An 18,787-nucleotide genomic window follows, 5' to 3' on the forward strand; every position below is an offset into this window, starting at 1 on the left:
CCGACCAGGTCCTCGATGTCGACGCCCCGGTACCGCAGCGCGCCGCCGTCCTTGTCGGGTTCGGCGATCTCGGTCCGGAAGGCGACGTGTCCTTCGAGGCCGGACTTGAAGCCGGGCGGGGGCGGGGGAACTTCTGACACCGGGGTCTCCTCACGTGTCGCGCACCGGCGACCGTCGCCGGGTGGCGCCGTCGGCCGGTGTCCCTGCTGCGCGCGGGTCCGCGCGCGTGTTCGCCGTCACCCTGCCTCTCACCAGCGTGGGAGCACAACGGACCGCTCAGGTGTGATCGGTCACCGGACCCGAACGGAGGGTGTCGTGCGGCCGGACCGCCCACCTACCGTCGGGGGCCCACGAGGAGGTGCGCATGACCGAACTGACGCTCGCCGCCATGCGGGTCGACTACGGCGCCGGAGGATTCGACGTCGATCAGCTCGCCCCGACCTGGCACGAGCAGCTGGCGCGCTGGCTGGCCGAGGCCGGCGAGGCCGGTGTCGCCGAGCCCAACGCGATGGTGCTGGCGACGGCGGACCCGGAGGGCCGCCCGTCGTCGCGCACCGTGCTGTGCAAGGGGCTCGACGAGCGCGGTGTGGTCTTCTACACCAACTTCACCTCTGCGAAGAGCCGCGACCTGCGCCAGTCCCACGCGGCCTCGGCGACCTTCCCCTGGTACGCGCTGCACCGCCAGGTGCACGTCCGCGGCCTGGTCCAGCAGACCAGCTACGCCGAGGCCGACGCCTACTGGGCGACCCGGCCCCGCGGCTCGCAGCTCGGCGCGTGGGCCTCGGCCCAGTCCGTCGTGGTCGGCGACCGGGGCGTGCTCGACGACGCGCTGGCCTCCGTCGAGCGCCGGTTCGCCGACACCGAGGCCGTCCCCCGGCCGCCGCACTGGGGCGGCTGGCGGATCGTGCCGGACGAGGTCGAGTTCTGGCAGGGCCGCACCAACCGGATGCACGACCGGCTCCGGTTCGTGGGCGACCGCGACTCGCGGACGTGGAAGGTCGTGCGACTGGCGCCGTAGCCGCCCGGTTCGACCCCTGGTGTCCGGTTCGGAGCCCGACGGGGCGCCGAACGTGTCGGACGGGCGTGGTACCTGTGGAAACGTGAGTCGTCCCCGTCGGGGTCCGGGCCCGGACCAGCCCACGGATCCGCTGCCCGCCGAGCCCCCGCGGCCGGCGCCGGAGCCGCCCACCCGGCCCGCCCGCGACCCGCGGGCGGACCCGTTCACCGTGCCGGCGCCCGGTCCGGCCGACGCGAACACCGAACGCCTGACCACGGGCCCGGACGCGCCGACCCGGCAGGTCCGGGGCGCGGGCGACGGCGACACCCGCCGCGTCCCGGTGGACCCCGACGCGACCACGGCCCAGCTGCCCGAGGGGCGCACCGTGCGCACCCGGCTGGCCGGGCTGGCCCGGAACACCTTCGCCGACACCACACCGCTGCGGACGCCGGCCTACCGGCGGCTGTGGGTGGCCGGCGTCGTCACCACGATCGGCGCGCAGATGTCGGTCGTCGCCGTGCCGACCCAGATCTACGCGCTCACGGGCTCGTCGGCCTACGTCGGCCTGACGGGGGCGTTCGGCCTGGTCCCGCTGGTGATCTTCGGGCTGTGGGGCGGCGCGATCGCCGACGCGGTCGACCGCCGCCGGATGCTGCTGCTGACCGGCACGGGCATCGCCGTCACCTCGCTCGCGCTGTGGGTGGTCGCGGCGAGCGGGGTCGGCAACGTCTGGGTCGTGCTGGTGCTGTTCGCGCTGCAGTCGTCGATGCTCGCGATGAACCAACCCGCGCGGGCCGCCGTCATCCCGCGCCTGCTGCCCGCGGCCCAGCTCCCCGCGGCGAACGCGTTGAACATGACCGTGGTGCAGCTCGGCGCGATCGTCGGGCCGCTGCTGGCCGGCGTGCTGATCCCGGTCGTCGGCCTGGGCACGCTCTACCTGTTCGACGCGATCTTCCTGCTGGCCACCCTCTGGGCCACGTTCCGGCTGCCCGCGGTGCCGCCGCAGGCCACCGGGGAACGGGCGAAGGCGGGGCTGCGGCAGATTGCCGACGGCTTCCGCTACGCCGCGCTGCACAGGATCCTGCTGGTCTCGTTCCTGGTCGACGTCATCGCGATGGGCTTCGGCATGCCGCGCGTGGTGTTCCCCGAGATCAGCCAGACCGTGTTCGGCGACCCCCCGGGCGGCGGCTTCGCGCTGGGCCTGCTGTTCGCGGCGATCCCGATCGGCATGGTCGCGGGCGGGGTGTTCTCCGGGTGGTTGCAGCGCGTGTCCCGGCAGGGCGTCGCGGTCACGGTCGCGATCTGCGTCTGGGGCGTCGGCGTCGCCTTCTTCGGGCTCACCTCCTCGCTGTGGCTCGCGGTGATCGCGCTGGCCGTCGCGGGAGCGGGCGACCTGGTCAGCTCGGTGTACCGGAACTCGATCCTGCAGTCGGTCGCCACGGACGAGATGCGCGGCCGGATGCAGGGTGTGTTCGCGGTCGTCGTGGCCGGCGGGCCCCGGCTGGCGGACCTCTGGCACGGACCGGCGGCCGCGGCCGTCGGGCCCGGGGCGGCCGCGTGGATCGGCGGGGTCGCCGTCGTGGTCGTGACCGTCGCGGTGGTGTTCCGGTTCCGCGAGTTCTGGGACTATCGCGTGCCGCTCGACACCCGCCGGTGACGGCCGGTGAGGACCAGGGGATGCCGTCCTACCCTCGGGGGACCACCATGAACCCGGGCACCGTAAGAACCGTCCTGCGGAGTGATCCTTACCGCCTCGGGACGTGACGCGGATCCGTCGAACGGTACGGATGCGCCGTGGCGCACTAGCGTGGCGTCCAACGCAGAAGAAACGAGTGTGAGAGGGAACCTCCACATGGCTGACGAGTCCGCCGGAACAGACACCGCCGTCCTCACGTACCCGGGCGGCGAGCACGAGATGCCGATCAAGGCGCCGACGGAGGGTGCTTCGGCAGTCGACGTCAGCAAGCTCCTCGCGAAGACCGGGATGACGACCTTCGACCCCGGCTTCACCAGCACGGCCGCCTGCGCCTCCGCGATCACCTACATCGACGGCGACGCCGGCATCCTCCGGTACCGCGGGTACCCGATCGACCAGCTCGCGGAGCGGTCGACCTTCCTGGAGGTCAGCTACCTGCTGATCTACGGCGAGCTGCCCACCCAGGCGCAGCTCGACAAGTTCACCACCGACATCAGCCGGCACACGCTGCTGCACGAGGACCTCAAGGGGTTCTTCGACGGCTTCCCGCGTGACGCGCACCCGATGCCGGTGCTGTCGTCGGCGGTCTCGGCGCTGTCGACCTTCTACCAGGACTCCCTGGACCCGTTCGACGACGAGGCCGTCGAGCTGTCCACGGTCCGCCTGATGGCCAAGGTCTTCACCATCGCGGCCTACGCCTACAAGAAGTCCGTCGGCCAGCCCTTCCTCTACCCGGACAACTCGCTGGGCCTGGTCGAGAACTTCCTGCGCATGACCTTCGGGTTCCCGGCCGAGCCGTACGAGGTCGACCCGGTGATGGCCAAGGCCGTCGACACGCTGCTGATCCTGCACGCCGACCACGAGCAGAACTGCTCGACGTCGACGGTCCGGCTCGTCGGCTCGTCGCAGGCCAACCTGTTCGCGTCGATCTCCGCCGGCGTGAACGCGCTGTTCGGCCCGCTGCACGGCGGGGCGAACCAGGCGGTCCTCGAGATGCTCACCCGCATCCAGGACGTCGAGGACGGCAACGTCGACGCCTTCGTCGAGCGGGTCAAGAACAAGGAGAAGGGCGCGAAGCTGATGGGCTTCGGGCACCGGGTCTACAAGAACTACGACCCGCGCGCGAAGATCGTCAAGCAGAACGCCGACGAGGTGCTCAAGGCCCTCGGCGTGACCGACCCGCTGCTCGACATCGCGATGAAGCTCGAGGAGAAGGCCCTCGCCGACGACTACTTCGTCGAGCGCAAGCTGTACCCGAACGTCGACTTCTACACCGGCGTGATCTACCGGGCCATGGGCTTCCCGACCAAGATGTTCACGGTCCTGTTCGCGCTCGGCCGGCTGCCCGGCTGGATCGCGCACTGGCGGGAGATGATGGGCGACCCGGCCAACAAGATCGGCCGCCCGCGCCAGCTCTACATCGGCGCCACCGAGCGCGACTACACGGAGATGTCCTCCCGCTGACGCCTCGCCCGTTGCACGAACGGCCCTGTCGTCGGGCAGGGCCGTTCGCGTCCCCGGCGGGTGCGTGTTCGGCGCGCGGGTTCGCCGGGCCGCCGTTAGCGTCGGCCCATGTCCGAGCGCTCCGTCGTCTGGTTCCGGCGTGACCTGCGGGTCGGCGACCAGCCCACCTTCCTGGCCGCGGCGGACTCCTCGGACGAGTCGCTCGCGCTGTTCGTGCTCGATCCCGCGCTGACGGGGCCGAGCGGCGCGGCGCGGTTGACGTTCCTGTACGGCTGCCTGCGCGAGCTCGACGCCGCCCTCGGCGGGAAGCTGCTGGTCGTGAAGGGGGACCCGGCGGACGTCGTGCCCCGGGTCGCCGAGGGCGTGGGCGCCGGCGCGGTGCACGTCGCCGCGGACTTCGGGCCCTACGGGCACCGCCGCGACGAGGCCGTCGAGAAGGCCCTGTCCGGTGCGGGCCGCGAGCTCGTGCGCACCGGTTCGCCCTACGCCGTCGCGCCCGGCCGGGTCCGCAAGTCCGACGGCGACCCCTTCCGCGTGTTCACCCCGTTCCGTCGCGCGTGGACCGACCACGGCTGGCGCGCCCCCGCCGACACCTCCGCCGCGACCGTGTCCTGGACGGACCCCGCGGACGAGAAGGGCGGGCCGCGGGCGGTGCGGATCCCCGACGACGTCCCGGTCGAGGCCGCGCTCCCCGCGCCCGGCGAGGAGGCGGCCCTGCGGACCTGGGCGGACTTCCTCGACGACGGCGTGGACCACTACGGCGACGACCGCAACCGTCCGGACAGGCCCGCCACCTCGCGGATGTCGGTGTACCTGAAGTACGGCTGCGTGCACCCGCGCACGCTGCTCGCCGACCTCGGCTGCAGGCGGTCCGCGAGCGCCGACACCTACCGCACCGAGATCGCCTGGCGGGAGTTCTACGCGGACGTCCTGTTCCAGCGGCCCGACTCCGCGCGGAAGAACTACGACCGCGCCTTCGACGCCCTCCCCCTCGCCTCGGGCCGCACGGCGCAGGAGTCCTTCGAGGCCTGGAAGGAGGGCCGCACCGGCTTCCCGATCGTCGACGCCGGCATGCGCCAGCTGCGCGCCGAGGCGTGGATGCACAACCGGCTGCGGATGGTCGTGGCGTCGTTCCTGGTCAAGGACCTGCACCTGCCGTGGTGGTGGGGCGCGCGGCACTTCATGCAGCTGCTGGTCGACGGCGACCTGGCCTCCAACCAGCACGGCTGGCAGTGGACGGCGGGCAGCGGGACGGACGCCTCGCCGTACTTCCGGGTGTTCAACCCGGTCACGCAGGGGGAGAAGTTCGACCCGGACGGCGACTACGTGCGCAGGTACGTGCCGGAGCTGCGCGGGATCGTGGGCAAGGCGGTGCACCAGCCCTGGGCGCTGCCCGACGGTGTCCCGGCGGGCTATCCCGAGCCGATCGTCGACCACAAGGCCGAGCGGCAGGAGGCGCTCGCCCGCTACGAGCGGGTCAAGCAGGCGCGGTCCTGACGTCCGGCACGATCGGGCCGTGAGGGCCGGGGCCACCGACGTGGCCGACGGGTGAACTCTAGGGTGTGGCCAGCACCGACGAGGGGAGCCCGGAATGGCCGACCGACGGAACCGCAGGCGCGGCGGAATCCTGCTGCTCGGGGCGGCGGGAGCGGCCGGGGCAGCCGGTGCATGGGTGCTCTGGCGGCGTTGCGGCGCGGGCCGGCCGGTGCGCGACCAGTGGGCACGCGCCGTCGCGACCCCGTCCGCGGCGGAGGCCGGGCGGGAGTCCGTGGCCGTCGGTGCCCGCGGAGGCGCCGCCGCGGTGAACGGGTCGGGCACGGTGAAGGGCTCGGGCACGGTGAACGGCTCGGCCGCGAACGGCGCGCTCCACAACGGTCGCGCTCCGGAGAGCCTGCTGCCCGGGACCGAGACCCCGATCGGCGACCGGCCGGCCCCGGAACCCCCGGCCGAGAAGCCCGGGCCGCCCGAAAGGCCGGCGCCGACACGGCCTGCGACGTCCGAGAGGCCCACCGAGAGGCCCGCCGAGAAGCCTGCCGAGAAGCCCGCGCCGCCGCCCCGGGCGACCTCTGAGGAGCCCGCGAAGCCCGGCCCGGAGGAGCAGCCGCCCGCGGCCGAGGAGGTCGTGCCCGACGGCCCCTACGGTCCCGGCTCCGCGGCTCCGCTGCCCGACGGCTCCGCCCCGAGCCCGGACTTCACGATCAAGGGCAACGCGACGTCGATGCTGTTCCACCCGCCGTCGAGTCCGTACTTCGGCCGGACCAAGCCCGCGGCGTGGTTCCGCACCGCCGAGGACGCCGAGCGTGCGGGCTTCACCGAGTGGAAGCCGAAGCCCCGCCCGAGCTGAACGCCGAACATCCACGTACGGGCAGCAGAACGTTCGACGATCGACCGTTCCCCTGCCCGGATGCGGATCATCGCGACCGACCGGCGCCGAGCACCGCCGCCACCAGCGCCGCGAGCAACGCCAGGGCGGCCGCACCGAGACCGGCCGCGAACGCCGTGTCGGTCGACGCCAGCAGCACCGCCAGCCCGACCGCCCCTCCGACGTACTGCGCGGTCGCCACCAGCGCCCCGGCCACGCCCTGCCGCGACCCCGGGACCGCGGCGGCGGCCGTCCGGAACACCGCGGGGAAGGCGATGCCGGCGAAGAGGGCCCAGACGAACCCGGGCAGCATCGTGGCGTAGCCGCCGAGCCCGAGGGCCAGCACCGCCAGCGAGACGCCCAGCCCCGCCATCCCCACGACGAGCGTGCGGCCGGCCCCGATCCGCGCCGCCAGCCGCGGGAACACCCACCCCGCCCCGGCCATGCTGAGCGCGCTGAGCGGCAGGTACGCGGCGCCGGCCTGGAGCACCGTGAAGCCCAGGACGTCCTGCAGCTGGGTGGTGATGAGGTAGTACGCCGTGCCGACCGCCCCCATGAACAGCAGCGCGGCGAGGGTGGGCGCGAGCAGTGCCCGCGACACCCGCGGCAGCAGCGGCTCCGGCGCCCGGCGCTCGACCAGCAGGAACGCCCCCAGCAGCACGACGCCGAGGCCCACCACCGCCGACCGGTCGACGATCCCGAGCACGAGCAGCGTCGAGCCGACGGTGGCGAGCGCGGCGCCGAGCAGGTCGAAGGGCCCCCGCACCCGCGGGCCGTCGGCGGGCAGCAGCACGGGTGCGAGCGCGGCGGCGACCAGCGCGACCGGCACGCCGACCAGCAGCACCGCCTCCCAGCCGAAGGCCGAGGTCAGCAGCCCGCCGCCCGCGGCACCGACCGCCGCGCCGGTGCTCCCGGCCACGCCCCACACCGCGAACGCCCGGTTGCGCTCCGGCCCCTCGGCGAACCCGACGGCGAGCAGGCGCAGCGTGGCGGGGGTGAGCAGCGCGGCCCCGATCCCCTGCACCGCCCGCGCCGTGAGCAGCCGGCCCGGCGTCGTCGCGAGCCCGCCCGCGAGCGAGGCCAGCCCGAACAGCACGAGCCCGGAGACGAACACGCGCCGCGCCCCGAGCCGGTCGGTGGCCCGCCCGCCGAGCAGCAGCAGCCCGCCGAGCGCCACCGTGTAGGCGGAGACGACCCACTGCAGCCCCTCGGCGTCGAAGCCCAGGTCGTGGCCGATGCTCGGCAGCGCGACGAACACGATGTCGAAGTCGGTGGCGACGAGGAACTGGGTCACGGCCAGCAGGACCAGCCGGGCGCCCGTCCCCGCCCGCCGGGCCTGCGGTGCTGTCATGACGGCCTCCCGTGGTGCACGATCAGTAACGGAGGTCATGCTTCGTCACGGGTTGCGAGCAGGGAAGAAGGCACTTTCATGTCCCAGGGGAACACCGATGTGCCCCATGCGGCGCTGCAGGCGATCTGTCCGCTGAACGAGGTGCTCGACCGGGTGAGCGGGAAGTGGGCGATCGGCGTGCTCACGCTCTGCGGGGCCGAGGGTGTCGTCCGGTTCACCGAGTTCGAGCGCGGTATCCCGGACATCAGCCGGCGGATGCTGACGCTGACCCTGCGCAACCTCGAGCGGGACGGTCTGCTGACCCGGACCGTCCACCCCACCGTCCCGCCCAAGGTCGAGTACCGGCTCACCCCGGCGGCGCACGAGCTCACCGAGACGCTGTCCCTGCTCACGGACTGGGCCAAGCGTCACCAGGCCTACGTCCATGCCGCCCGTGCGGAGTACGACGCCGCCCACGTGTGACCCGGCCGTCACCCGCAGCGGCGAGACTCCGGGTCATGGCCGAGCGTTCGGGACACGTCGTCGTCTGCGGAATCGGAGCCGTCGGGTTCCGGACCGTCGAGCAGCTGCACGCCGCGGGGATCGAGGTCGTGGTCGTCGACGGCGGCGACGAACCGGAGCCGGTCACCGAGCACCTCCTCGGGGTCTGGGAGGTCCCGCGGGTCACCGGCCGCCCGCGGGACGCCCTGGTCGAGGCCGGGGTGGAGCGGGCCGCAGCGGTCGTCGTGGTCCCCGACGACGACCTGGTCGCCACCGAGACCGCCCTGCTCGCGCGCCGGCTCGCCCCCGCGGCGCGGCTGGTCGTGCGGGTGGCGAACCGGGCCGTCGGGCGGGCGCTGGCCGAGGTGACCGGCCGGCAGAGCGTGCTCGACGTGGCGGCGCTGTCCGCACCGTCGGTCGTGGAGGCGTGCCTCGGGCAGCGTCCCCACCCGGTCCAGATGGGTGACCGGGTGTTCGTGGTCGCGACCCTGGAGGCGCCGCGGGCCGGCACCCTGCGGGCCCTGTTCGCCGACCTCGCCCCGCTCGCGGTGGCCGGCGCCGGCCGGGAGCAGGAGATCTGCCCGGGGCGCGACCACCGCGTGCCGGCGGGCGCGCGCGTCACCCTGATCGGCACCGCGGAGCAGTTCGCGGCCGCGGGGACCCCGGTCGAGCCGGTCCCGGCCACCCCCGCCCGGATCGGGGCACGGTCGTCCGGGGCGGTGCGGGCGGTGCGCCGGGACGAGGAGGGCGGCCGGGCGACGGTGCTGACGGTCCTGCGCACCCTGCTCGCCGAGGCCGAACGCCCGTTGAAGGTCACCGCGGGTGTGCTGCTCCTGCTGTTCGCCGCCTCCGTGTTCGTGCTGCGGTCGGGCTACGTCAAGGCGGACGGCTCGCACATGACCTGGGTCGACGCCGTGTACTTCAGCGTCGAGACCATCGGCACGGTCGGCTACGGTGACTTCTCCTTCGCCGAGCAGGCGACCTGGCTGCGCGTCTATGCGATCGGGATGATGTTCCTCGGCGTGGTGCTGGCCGCGGTGCTGTTCGCGCTGCTCACCCAGCTGCTCGTGAGCAGCAGGATCGAGCGGTCGGTCGGGCGGCGGCGGATCGGCGCGATGCGCGGGCACGTGATCGTCGTCGGGCTCGGGGCGGTGGGGATCGGGGTGCTGGAGGGCCTGCTCGCGGCGGGCGCCCGGCCGGTCGTCCTGGAGCGCGACCCGGCGAACCGGCACCTCGCGCGCGCCCGCGAGCTCGGCGTCCCGGTGGTCACCGGCGACGCGACCGACGCCGCGGTCCTGACCTCGGTCAACCTGCGGGAGGCCGCCGCCGTCGCTGTGCTGACCAGCGACGACCTCGTCAACGTCGAGGCGGGCCTCGCCGTCCGGGACCAGCTCCGTGACCGCTGGCCCGTGGTCCCGGTGGTGCTGCGGGTGTTCGACGAGGACCTGTCCGCGGCGGTCGAGGAGGGCTTCGCCTTCCGGTACGTCCGCTCGACGGCGGCGCTGGCCGCCCCGTGGTTCGTCGGCGCCGCCCTGGGGCTCGACGTGCTGGGCACGTTCTACGTCGACCGCACACCGTTCATGGTCGGCCGGCTGCGGGTCGGCGCCGGGCTCGACGGCGTGGCCATGCGCGAGCTGTCCGCCCGGACCCGGGTCGTCGCCCTGCACCGTGCGGACGCGGGGACGCTGGAGCACCCGCCCCGCCGGGACACGCGGTTCGCCACGGGCGACGAGGCGTACGTCGTGGGCCCCTACTCCGAGCTGCTCGCCCTGCTGCGTCCCGCGGGCCAGACGTCGGCGCCGTAGCCACAACGGGCCGAACCTCCGTCGACCCCGCCTCCGGCCCGCACGACCTCGCCGGCTCCTGACCGCTCCCGGGAGCCCGGACCCCGAGCTCAGACCTCCGAGCCGTCCGGCATGGAGATGCCGTAGCCGCGGATCTTGCGGTAGATCGTGGCCCGCGACATCCCGAGCCGCCGGGCGGCCTCGGCCTTGTTGCCGTCCGTGTCGAGCAGGGCGTCGACGATGGCGTCGCACTCGATCGCCTCGAGCGGCGTGAGCACCCGGCGGGTGATCGCCCGCGTCTCGGGCGGGAGGTCCTCCGGGCGGACCGTGCCGGTGCGCCGGCGCGCGACGACCTTGCGCAGGACCTGGTAGAGCTGGTCGACGTTGCCCGGCCAGCGGTTGCGCATCAGCACCCGCATGGCCTCGGGCGAGCAGTGCAGGTCCGCGCCCCGGGTGAGCCGCGCGAGCAGGTACGGCACCAGCTCGGCGACGTCCTCGATGTGGTGGCGCAGCGGCGGCACCTCGATGCTGCGGGGGAAGCACCCGAGCAGCTCGGTGAGCTCGGGCGAGTCCGGCTCCGACGTGCGCGACCGGGTGGCGACCACCCACTGCCGCTCGGGGTCGGTCGACTCGCGGTAGGGCTCGAGCGCGTCGGCCAGGGCCAGCGCGTGCTGGGGGGAGAGCGCGTCGAGGTGCTGCAGGACGAGCGTCCCGCCGCCGGTGTGCAGCTCGTCGGACACCTCGGCGATCCACCGCGGCCCGCAGTGCACGGCGTCGAGCACCCGCACGTGGCCTGCGGGGGAGTGCAGCTGGTGGGTGGCGCGGGCCAGCGTGGTCCGCCCCGACCCCTTCTCGCCCTCGAGGACCAGCCACTCGTTCATCCGGAAGTGCCGGTCGACGGCCTGGGCGCACTTCGTCCACAGCGCCCCGGACCCGACGGCGGCCGGCAGCGCCGTGGTGATCGACGGCGTGGACGGGCGCCCGTGCAGCGGCGCCCGCGACACGAGTTGGACCTGCAGGATCCCACCGGAGAGCCCGCCCTCGGCCCAGCTCGGCCGGCACTGCACCCGGGCCGTGGTGCCGCTGGGCAGGTCGACGAGCAGCTGCCGGCGCCGCCCGCTGCGGATCGCGTCCGTGGCCTCGGCGAGCAGCGGCACCTGGTCGGACGGGTCGATGAGCTCGCGGGCCCGGTCGTTCATCATCAGCAGGTCGTCGCTGACGGCGAACACGGCGCCACGGCCGCGGCGGCACGCGGACAGGTAGTCGTGCATCAGGGTGAGCTCGCGCCGCCCGGACTGCTCGAGCAGCGTCTCCTCGATGCGACGCGCGATGGTCACGGCGGTCGCCGCCATCATCGCGCTGGCCTCGTTGCGCCAGCAGGTCAGGTCCAGCACCCCGAGCAGCTTCCCGTTCACGGGGTGGTGGATCGGCACGCCCGCGCACGCCATGTCCTCGAGGTGCTCGACGTAGTGCTCGTGCCCGAACACCTGGGCGGGCGCGCGTCCCTCCAGCGCGGTGCCGATGCCGTTGGTGCCGACGTACTGCTCGGCGTAGCTGAAGCCCGGGGCCAGCCAGATCCGGTCGAGGTGGCGGCGCAGCGCGCTGTCGCCCGTGCGCCGGTCGATGACCACGCCCTCGTCATCGCAGAGGATCACGCTGACCGGCTCGGTGGCGAACTGGTCGGCGATGTCCTCGATGACGGGCCGCGCGGCGCGCATGAGCGGTGTGTCCGGTTCGGCGTCGCTCTCGTACGGCAGCTCGAGGTGGTCGCTCGGCACCGAGAACTGCCGCGAGCGCGTCCACGAGGCCAGGATCGGCGCCCGCACGATGCTCGGGTCGGGCTCCTCGAAATGGAGGAACGCCTCGCGGGCCACGGCCACGCGTTCGGCGGCACGGCCGACCACAGCGGGGCCGACGGGCACGGGAGAGCGGCGCTCGGACGCATCCTCGCCGTCCGGCGCCTCGTGGTGGATGGCGCGTTCGTTCTGCTCGACCAACCGGTTGCCCTTCTCGGAGCAGCTGTGGTCCGCGGTGGCGGCGCAGCCGGGATCGGCCCGGACGGTACCGCCCGGACTCCGACCACGCTAGAGGCGGACCGCCGGACCCGGAAGGGGCTGGTCAGCCCCACACCGTCTCATATTGAGACCGCAGGTCAGGGGGGTCGGCGGTGTGATTCCTGGCACGAGGCGAGCTGTGACGGGGCGCACTCCCGGCACCGCACGGCCCACCTCGGGCACAGAGCCCGACAGCGTCGCGGGCTCCCGCGCCGGCCGGCGGCGTCAGCTCTGTGCGCTCTCACCCCACCACCGTGAGGAGACGACGTGAGTCGGCAGAGTTTGGCGAAGGCTCACCAGAAGATCCAGGAACTCGCCTGGGAGCCGCAGTACCACGAGCCGTACATGAAGTACGGAACCGACTACACCTTCCGGAAGGCCGCGAAGAAGGACCCGCTCAAGCAGGTCCTGCGGTCCTACTTCCCGATGGAGGAGGAGAAGGACCACCGCGTCTACGGCGCGCAGGACGGGGCCATCCGCGGGAACATGTTCCGTCAGGTCCAGGAGCGTTGGCTGGAGTGGCAGAAGCTGTTCCTGTCGATCATCCCGTTGCCCGAGATCTCCGCGGCGCGCTCGATGCCGATGCTGTTCCACGCGGTCCCGAACCCGGAGCTGCACAACGGCCAGGCGATCCAGATGATCGACGAGGTTCGGCACAGCACGATCCAGCAGAACCTCAAGCGCCTGTACATGAACAACTACATCGACCCGGCGGGCTTCAACAACAGCCTGCGGAACTTCCAGACGGACTACTGCGGCACCATCGGCCGCCAGTTCGCGGAAGGCTTCATCACCGGTGACGCGATCACCGCGGCCAGCATCTACCTGACGATCGTCGCCGAGACGGCGTTCACGAACACCCTGTTCGTGGCCATGCCGGCCGAGGCGGCGGCCAACGGCGACTACCTGCTGCCCACGGTCTTCCACTCGGTGCAGTCCGACGAGTCGCGGCACATCTCCAACGGCTACGCCACGCTGCTCATGGCGCTGTCGGACGAGGACAACCGCCAGCTGCTCGAGCGCGACCTGCGCTACGCGTGGTGGAACAACCACCGCGTCGTCGACGCCGCCATCGGCACCTTCATCGAGTACGGCACGAAGGACCGCCGCAAGGACCGCGAGTCGTACGCGGAGATGTGGCGCCGCTGGATCTACGACGACTACTACCGCTCCTACCTGCTGCCGCTCGAGAAGTACGGCCTGGTCATCCCGCACGACCTGGTCGAGGAGTCCTGGAAGCAGATCTGGGAGAAGGGCTACGTCCACGAGGTCGCGCAGTTCTTCGCCACCGGTTGGCTCGCCAACTACTGGCGCATCGACGGCATGACCGACGAGGACTTCGAGTGGTTCGAGTACAAGTACCCGGGCTGGTACGACAAGTACGGCAAGTGGTGGGAGAACTACAACCGTCTCGCCCTCCCGAACGGCCACAACGCGATCGTGGCCGAGGACGTCGACTACGTGTACCCGCACCGCTGCTGGACCTGCATGGTGCCCTGCCTCGTGCGTGAGGACATGGTCATGCAGGAGGTCGACGGCCAGTGGCGCACGTACTGCCACGAGGTCTGCCGCTGGACGGACGCCGAGGCGTTCCGCCCGACGTACCAGGGCCGCGAGACCCCGAACATGGGTCGCCTCGTGGGCCACCGCGAGTGGGAGACGCTCTACCACGGCTGGAACTGGGCCGACGTGGTGAAGGACATGGGCTTCGTCCGCGACGACGGCAAGACCATGACCGCGCAGCCGCACCTGAACCTCGACCCGAAGAAGATGTGGACGCTCGACCACATGCGGCGCATGCCGCATCTGCAGAGCCCGAACGTCCTGCTGAACGAGATGACGGACGCCGAGCGCGAGGCGTTCAAGGCGGACTACAACCGCCAGGGCCCGGCCGGCCGGCCGGCTCCCAAGGACGCCTGAGCGCGGGTCAGGCGAGGGGGGAGGACCGGGTCCTCCGGTCCTTCCCCCGCTCGGGTGCGACCCCGCCCACCGGCGGGCCCACCCGGCAGTACGTCGCACCCGCGGGCCAGGGGTCTCCCGCGACCGTCACCGTCCACAGTGGAGTGATGGTGGGCCCCGCCCGCGGGTGCTGGCCAACCGAGACGAGAGGTGGTCCTCCCCTTGGGCGAGAAACACGTGGTGCGCTTCGAGCCCGTCGGCATCGAGATCGAGGTCGACGAGGGTCAGACGATCTTGCGCGCCGCCGCCGAGAACGGTGTCCAGCTCATGCACGGCTGCAAGGAAGGTCAGTGTGCGGCCTGCAAGTCGTTCGTCCTCGAGGGCGAGGACATCGAGCTCGACAGCTACTCGACGTTCGCGCTGCCGGACTACGAGAAGGAGGAGGGCCAGACCCTGCTCTGCCGGGCGCACGCCTACGAGGACCTGGTCATCGAGCTCCTCAACTACGACGAGGAGATCATCCGGGGCGGACTGCCGCTGCGTCGGGGCGTGGTCGAGGTGCTGTCCAACGAGGCGGTCACGCACGACATGCGGCACCTCGTCGTCAAGCTCCTGGAGCCGGACGAGATCAAGTTCTTCCCCGGCCAGTACATGGACTTCGTCGTCCCCGGTACCGAGGAGACGCGGTCCTTCTCCATGGCGAACACCCCCAACCGCGAGGGGATCTACGAGTTCGTCATCAAGATCTACCCGGGCGGCCTGTTCTCGGAGCACCTGGCGGACAAGATCCAGGTCGGGGACCGGCTCGAGGTGGAGGCGCCCTTCGGGACCTTCACGCTCCGGGAGAACCGCACGTCGAACCTGATCTTCGTGGGCGGCGGGGCCGGCATGGCCCCCGTGCTCGGACTGCTGCGGTCCATGGCCGAGCGCGGGGTCGAGCGCAAGGCGACCTTCTACTACGGGGCCCGCACCGCCCGCGATCTCTGCTTCGAGGACGAGCTGCACGCGCTCGCCGAGAAGATCCCCGACTTCCGCTACGTGCCCGCCCTGTCCGAGCCGGCGGAGGGCGAGCCGTGGGAAGGCCACACGGGCCTGATCACCGAGGTGGTCCAGGCCCTGGAACCGAACCTGGAAGGAGCAGATGCCTACGTCTGCGGTCCGCCGCCCATGGTCGACGCGGCGATCGCGACGCTGACCGCACTGGGCGTGCGCGAGCAGAACATCTTCTACGACAAGTTCACCACGACCGGTGAGCAGGAAGGCGAGGACGGGCAGTGACCACCACAGAGAGCAATCCCTCGACCCCGACCGAGCGCAGCGTTCCGAAGCCCGTGTTCACGGACGCCGAGGCGGGTGCGAAGGAGTTCCCCGACTCGAGCCCCGCCGCTCGGCGCTACAACTACTTCAACCCGGCGAAGCGCAAGCAGACCCACTACGAGGACGTGACCGTCGAGGTCCAGCCGGACCCGCGGCACTACCTGTCGCAGGGCTGGATCTACGGCTTCGCCGACGGGAGCAGGGGCTACCCGCTGCACTGGACGAAGCTCAAGGCCTGGGGCGTCGACGAGCCGGAGCCGCCGCGCGGCGTCGGCACGGGCTCCATGCACGTCCAGAACTGGCCGGCACACGGCTGGCACGAGTTCCGCGACCCGAACGAGGAGTGGGAGCAGAGCCTCTACCGGTACAACGCCAACGTCGTCCGGCAGCTCACCCAGAACGTCGAGAACGCCCGCAACGCCAAGGCCTTCGACCTCTGGACGCCGAACTGGATCCGCTTCGTCGAGCGCAACGTCGGCGCGTGGATGCACATCGAGCACATCCTCGGCCTGTACGTCTTCGCCGCGAACGAGCGCTCCGGCCCGACGAACATGCACAACACGGCGATGGCCGTGAACAGCACGCGCAAGATCCGCTTCGCGCAGGACCTCGCGCTCTACAACCTGACGCTCACCGAGGAGATCGACGGCTTCGACGGCACCGCCCACCTGGAGGCGTGGAACTCCGACGCCGAGTGGCAGGGCGCCCGGAAGGTGTGCGAGGCCCTCACGGCCGTGCAGGACGACTGGGGCGAGGCGATCTTCGCCGCCAACGTCGTGTTCGAGCCGCTGATCGGCGAGCTCTTCCGGTCGAACCTGGTCATGCAGTCCGCCGCCGGCAACGGCGACTTCGTGACGCCGACCGTCATGGGTGCCGGCGAGTTCGACTACGCCCAGCGCGACCTGCGCTGGACGATCGCCTGCTTCGGCCCGCTGAACGAGGACCGCGAGTTCGCCGACCACAACAAGGGACTCATGCAGGGCTGGCTCTCGCACTGGGTGCCGCAGGCCCTGGAGGCGGCCCGCACGATGCAGCCGATGTGGTCGCAGGCCGACCACAAGCCCCCGAGGTTCGAGGACGCCCTCGACCGTGCCAAGAACCGGTTCGCCGGCATCTGCCGGGACCTCAATCTCGACACCCCCGAGGAGCTGAAGCAGTGACCGCCTTCAAGACCTCCGAGAGCCCGTTCAAGGCCGACAACACCGCGTCGAACATGTGCGGCTTCACCCTGATGAACAGCCAGGTCGGGGTGCTGATCGCCAATGTCCTGCGCCGGCTCGACAACGTCAAGGTGCAGGACCTGCCCTCGATGATCCGGGTGGACGGCCAGGGCAAGTTCGAGCTCGTCTACGCCGACGTCGACGAGGAGGCCGGCGAGGAGGAGGGCTGGTTCAACGCCGCCGAGTTCGAGGAGGCGATGTCCACCCACTACGGCCGCATGGTCCACCTCGACGACAAGACGATCATGTTCGCCAACCCCGAGGACGCGGCCGAGTACATCGACTTCGACCTGAAGCCGGTCTCGTAACCACCTCCGCTCCTCACCCCCGCGGTGGCGGCGGCTCCGTCGAGGGCCGCCGCCACCCGCGGGCTGTTGATCCGCACCCGCGCGGCTGACCAACGCAGTTCTCGATAGTCCGGGAGGACCGAAGTCATGGCCAAGGAACTCAAGTTCGGCGTGGACGCCCGAAGGGCGCTCCAGGCCGGGGTGGACCAGCTCGCCGAGGCCGTCAAGAGCACGCTCGGCCCGAAAGGCCGTAACGTCGTCCTGGAGAAGATCACCGGCACGCCCGAGGTGACCAACGACGGCGTGACCATCGCCCGCGAGATCCACCTGCGCGACCCCTTCGAGAACATGGGCGCGCAGATCCTCAAGGAAGCGGCGATCAAGACCAACGACACCGTCGGCGACGGCACCACCACGGCGACCGTGGTGGCCCAGGCCATCGTCCGCGAGGGCATGAAGGCCATCCAGTCCGGCGGGAACCCCGTGCTGGTCAAGCGGGGCATCGACCTCGCCGTCGGCCGGATCGTCGAGAAGCTCGCCGCCGTGGCGCACCCCGTCGACTCGCTCGAGCACCTGTCCCGCGTGGCCGCCATCTCGGCGAACGACGACGAGACCATCGGCTCGGTCATCGCCAAGACCCTGCACACCGTCGGCGACGACGGCGTGATCTCCGTCGACGACGGCCCGGTCCTCGGGCTGAGCGTGAACTTCGTCGAGGACTTCGAGTTCGACAACGGCTACGTCTCGCCCTACCTGGTCACCGACCCGGGCTCCATGATGGCCGTCCTGGACGACCCGTACATCCTGCTGTCCGCCGAGAAGATCACCGACGTCCGGCAGCTGATGCCGGTGCTCGAGAAGCTCATGCGCGACCCGCGGCCCCTGGTCATCGTGGCCGAGAAGGTCGAGGGCACCGCACTGCAGATGCTGGTGCACAACCACGTCAATGGGCACCTCAAGGTCACCGCCATCCAGGCGCCCGGGTTCGGCGAGAAGCGTATCCACCTGCTGGAGGACCTGGCCGCGCTGACCGGCGCCAAGGTGCACTCCAAGGCGTCGAGCTTCGCGCTGGAGCAGATGACGACCGAGCACCTCGGCCGGACCACGCAGGTCCGGGCCACCAACGAGCAGTGCGTGTTCATCGGCGGGCACGGTTCGAAGGAGGCCGTCGAGCGGCGGCTCTCGCAGCTGCGGGCCGAGATGGCGCGCGCGACGATCGGCACGGACGAGGACTGGCTCAACGACCGCATCGCCCGGCTCTCCGGCAAGGCCGCCATCATCTCCGTGGGCGCGCCGACGAACGCGGAGCTCAAGGAGATCCGGCACCGCGTCGACGACTCGCTGCAGGCGACCCGGGCCGCCATGGCCGAGGGCATCGTCGCGGGCGGCGGGTCGGCGCTGCTGCACGCCGAGTCCGCGCTCGACGGGCTGGACGTGGACGGCGACTACCGGATCGGCGTCGAGATCGTGCGGGCCGCGCTGTCCGAGCCCGTGCACCTGATCGCGTCCAACGCGGGGTACGACGGCGCCGACGTCGTCAAGCAGGTCACCGACCTGGGCGTGGACGAGGGCTTCGACGCCCTGCAGGGCCGCTTCGGCAACATGGTCGAGATGGGGATCATCGACCCCCTGCGGGTCGTGCGCTCCGCGCTGCAGAACGGCGCCTCCGTGGCCGGCCTGATCCTCACCACCAACTCGCTGGTGGCGGAGGAGCAGACGCCGTGGAACAAGGCGCTGATGACGGAGTTCGGGCCGCTCGACGAGGGCATCCCGCAGCCCAGCCCGGACTCGTCGACGCCGCAGTCCCTGGGCCTCGGCCCGTCGGTGGGCTGAGCCGGCCCCCGCATCATGGAACCATAATGCGCGAAAGCGAGTC

The 18,787-nt window shown here is 71.9% G+C and carries 14 protein-coding genes and 1 pseudogene; 12 read left to right on the forward strand and 3 right to left on the reverse strand.

What is annotated here, in order from left to right; genetic code table 11:
• Positions 1–140, reverse strand: a pseudogene (locus LWC35_RS27940) (citrate synthase); the annotation flags it as partial.
• Between the two features lie 224 nt (positions 141–364).
• On the opposite strand from LWC35_RS27940, the gene pdxH reads away from it, so the two are divergent.
• The 5 genes from pdxH to LWC35_RS39625 all read left to right on the forward strand — a co-directional run bounded on the left by pdxH (position 365) and on the right by LWC35_RS39625 (position 6,501).
• Positions 365–1,018, forward strand: a complete 654-nt coding sequence (pdxH, locus tag LWC35_RS27945) for a pyridoxamine 5'-phosphate oxidase (protein ID WP_372463117.1) — start codon at positions 365–367, stop codon at positions 1,016–1,018.
• A 346-nt stretch (positions 1,019–1,364) separates the two neighbouring features.
• Positions 1,365–2,654: an MFS transporter gene (locus LWC35_RS27950; protein WP_269804946.1), complete on the forward strand. Its 1,290-nt coding sequence runs from the start codon at positions 1,365–1,367 to the stop codon at positions 2,652–2,654.
• A gap of 195 nt (positions 2,655–2,849) precedes the next feature.
• Entirely contained in the window at positions 2,850–4,157 is a 1,308-nt protein-coding gene (locus LWC35_RS27955) for a citrate synthase (protein WP_232873253.1), read from the forward strand.
• A gap of 108 nt (positions 4,158–4,265) precedes the next feature.
• Positions 4,266–5,654, forward strand: coding sequence for a cryptochrome/photolyase family protein (locus tag LWC35_RS27960; protein ID WP_232873254.1), 1,389 nt, complete (start codon positions 4,266–4,268; stop codon positions 5,652–5,654).
• Between the two features lie 94 nt (positions 5,655–5,748).
• Positions 5,749–6,501, forward strand: coding sequence for a sunset domain-containing protein (locus LWC35_RS39625; protein ID WP_269804943.1), 753 nt, complete (start codon positions 5,749–5,751; stop codon positions 6,499–6,501).
• A gap of 67 nt (positions 6,502–6,568) precedes the next feature.
• On the opposite strand, the gene LWC35_RS27970 is transcribed toward LWC35_RS39625, so the two are convergent.
• Positions 6,569–7,870: an MFS transporter gene (locus LWC35_RS27970; RefSeq protein WP_232873255.1), complete on the reverse strand. Its 1,302-nt coding sequence runs from the start codon at positions 7,868–7,870 to the stop codon at positions 6,569–6,571.
• 78 nt (positions 7,871–7,948) lie between these two features.
• Here LWC35_RS27970 and LWC35_RS27975 point away from each other — a divergent pair, with 78 nt between their 5' ends.
• A complete protein-coding gene (locus tag LWC35_RS27975; RefSeq protein WP_232873256.1) occupies positions 7,949–8,332 on the forward strand; it encodes a winged helix-turn-helix transcriptional regulator in 384 nt (127 codons plus the stop codon).
• Positions 8,333–8,367: 35 nt separating this feature from the next.
• A complete protein-coding gene (locus tag LWC35_RS27980) occupies positions 8,368–10,155 on the forward strand; it encodes a potassium channel family protein (RefSeq protein ID WP_232873257.1) in 1,788 nt (595 codons plus the stop codon).
• Between the two features lie 89 nt (positions 10,156–10,244).
• On the opposite strand, the gene LWC35_RS27985 is transcribed toward LWC35_RS27980, so the two are convergent.
• The gene (locus LWC35_RS27985; RefSeq protein ID WP_232873258.1) at positions 10,245–12,131 is read right to left on the reverse strand and encodes a sigma-54-dependent Fis family transcriptional regulator; all 1,887 of its coding nucleotides are present in this window, start codon (positions 12,129–12,131) and stop codon (positions 10,245–10,247) included.
• A 339-nt stretch (positions 12,132–12,470) separates the two neighbouring features.
• Here LWC35_RS27985 and LWC35_RS27990 point away from each other — a divergent pair, with 339 nt between their 5' ends.
• From LWC35_RS27990 to groL, 5 genes are all read left to right on the forward strand, one after another.
• The gene (locus tag LWC35_RS27990) at positions 12,471–14,108 is read left to right on the forward strand and encodes a ferritin family protein (protein WP_232873304.1); all 1,638 of its coding nucleotides are present in this window, start codon (positions 12,471–12,473) and stop codon (positions 14,106–14,108) included.
• A gap of 201 nt (positions 14,109–14,309) precedes the next feature.
• Complete coding sequence (locus tag LWC35_RS27995) at positions 14,310–15,365, forward strand: FAD-binding oxidoreductase (RefSeq protein WP_232873259.1); 1,056 nt, start codon at positions 14,310–14,312, stop codon at positions 15,363–15,365.
• Positions 15,362–16,564 carry a ferritin family protein gene (locus LWC35_RS28000; RefSeq protein ID WP_232873260.1) on the forward strand — a complete coding sequence of 401 codons (1,203 nt, stop codon included), beginning with the start codon at positions 15,362–15,364 and terminating at the stop codon, positions 16,562–16,564. Before LWC35_RS27995 ends, LWC35_RS28000 begins: the two co-directional genes overlap by 4 nt.
• Positions 16,561–16,932 (forward strand): propane 2-monooxygenase effector subunit MimD, encoded by a 372-nt coding sequence (gene mimD, locus LWC35_RS28005; protein WP_232873261.1) that lies wholly within the window; start codon positions 16,561–16,563, stop codon positions 16,930–16,932. The genes LWC35_RS28000 and mimD overlap by 4 nt, the downstream gene beginning before the upstream one ends.
• 126 nt (positions 16,933–17,058) lie before the next feature.
• Positions 17,059–18,744, forward strand: a complete 1,686-nt coding sequence (gene groL / locus LWC35_RS28010; protein ID WP_232873262.1) for a chaperonin GroEL — start codon at positions 17,059–17,061, stop codon at positions 18,742–18,744.
• Positions 18,745–18,787 lie beyond the last annotated feature (43 nt).

Origin of the sequence: Pseudonocardia kujensis (assembly GCF_021283305.1) — a bacterium.
Lineage (GTDB): Bacteria > Actinomycetota > Actinomycetes > Mycobacteriales > Pseudonocardiaceae > Pseudonocardia > Pseudonocardia kujensis.

Excerpts from the sequence above, each read along its gene's own strand:
- pdxH (WP_372463117.1), top strand. The coding sequence starts at position 365 with ATGACCGAACTGACGCTCGCCGCCATGCGGGTCGACTACGGCGCCGGA.
- LWC35_RS27955 (WP_232873253.1), top strand. The coding sequence starts at position 2,850 with ATGGCTGACGAGTCCGCCGGAACAGACACCGCCGTCCTCACGTACCCG.
- LWC35_RS27960 (WP_232873254.1), top strand. The coding sequence starts at position 4,266 with ATGTCCGAGCGCTCCGTCGTCTGGTTCCGGCGTGACCTGCGGGTCGGC.
- LWC35_RS39625 (WP_269804943.1), top strand. The coding sequence starts at position 5,749 with ATGGCCGACCGACGGAACCGCAGGCGCGGCGGAATCCTGCTGCTCGGG.
- LWC35_RS27970 (WP_232873255.1), bottom strand. The coding sequence starts at position 7,870 with ATGACAGCACCGCAGGCCCGGCGGGCGGGGACGGGCGCCCGGCTGGTC.
- LWC35_RS27975 (WP_232873256.1), top strand. The coding sequence starts at position 7,949 with ATGTCCCAGGGGAACACCGATGTGCCCCATGCGGCGCTGCAGGCGATC.
- LWC35_RS27980 (WP_232873257.1), top strand. The coding sequence starts at position 8,368 with ATGGCCGAGCGTTCGGGACACGTCGTCGTCTGCGGAATCGGAGCCGTC.
- groL (WP_232873262.1), top strand. The coding sequence starts at position 17,059 with ATGGCCAAGGAACTCAAGTTCGGCGTGGACGCCCGAAGGGCGCTCCAG.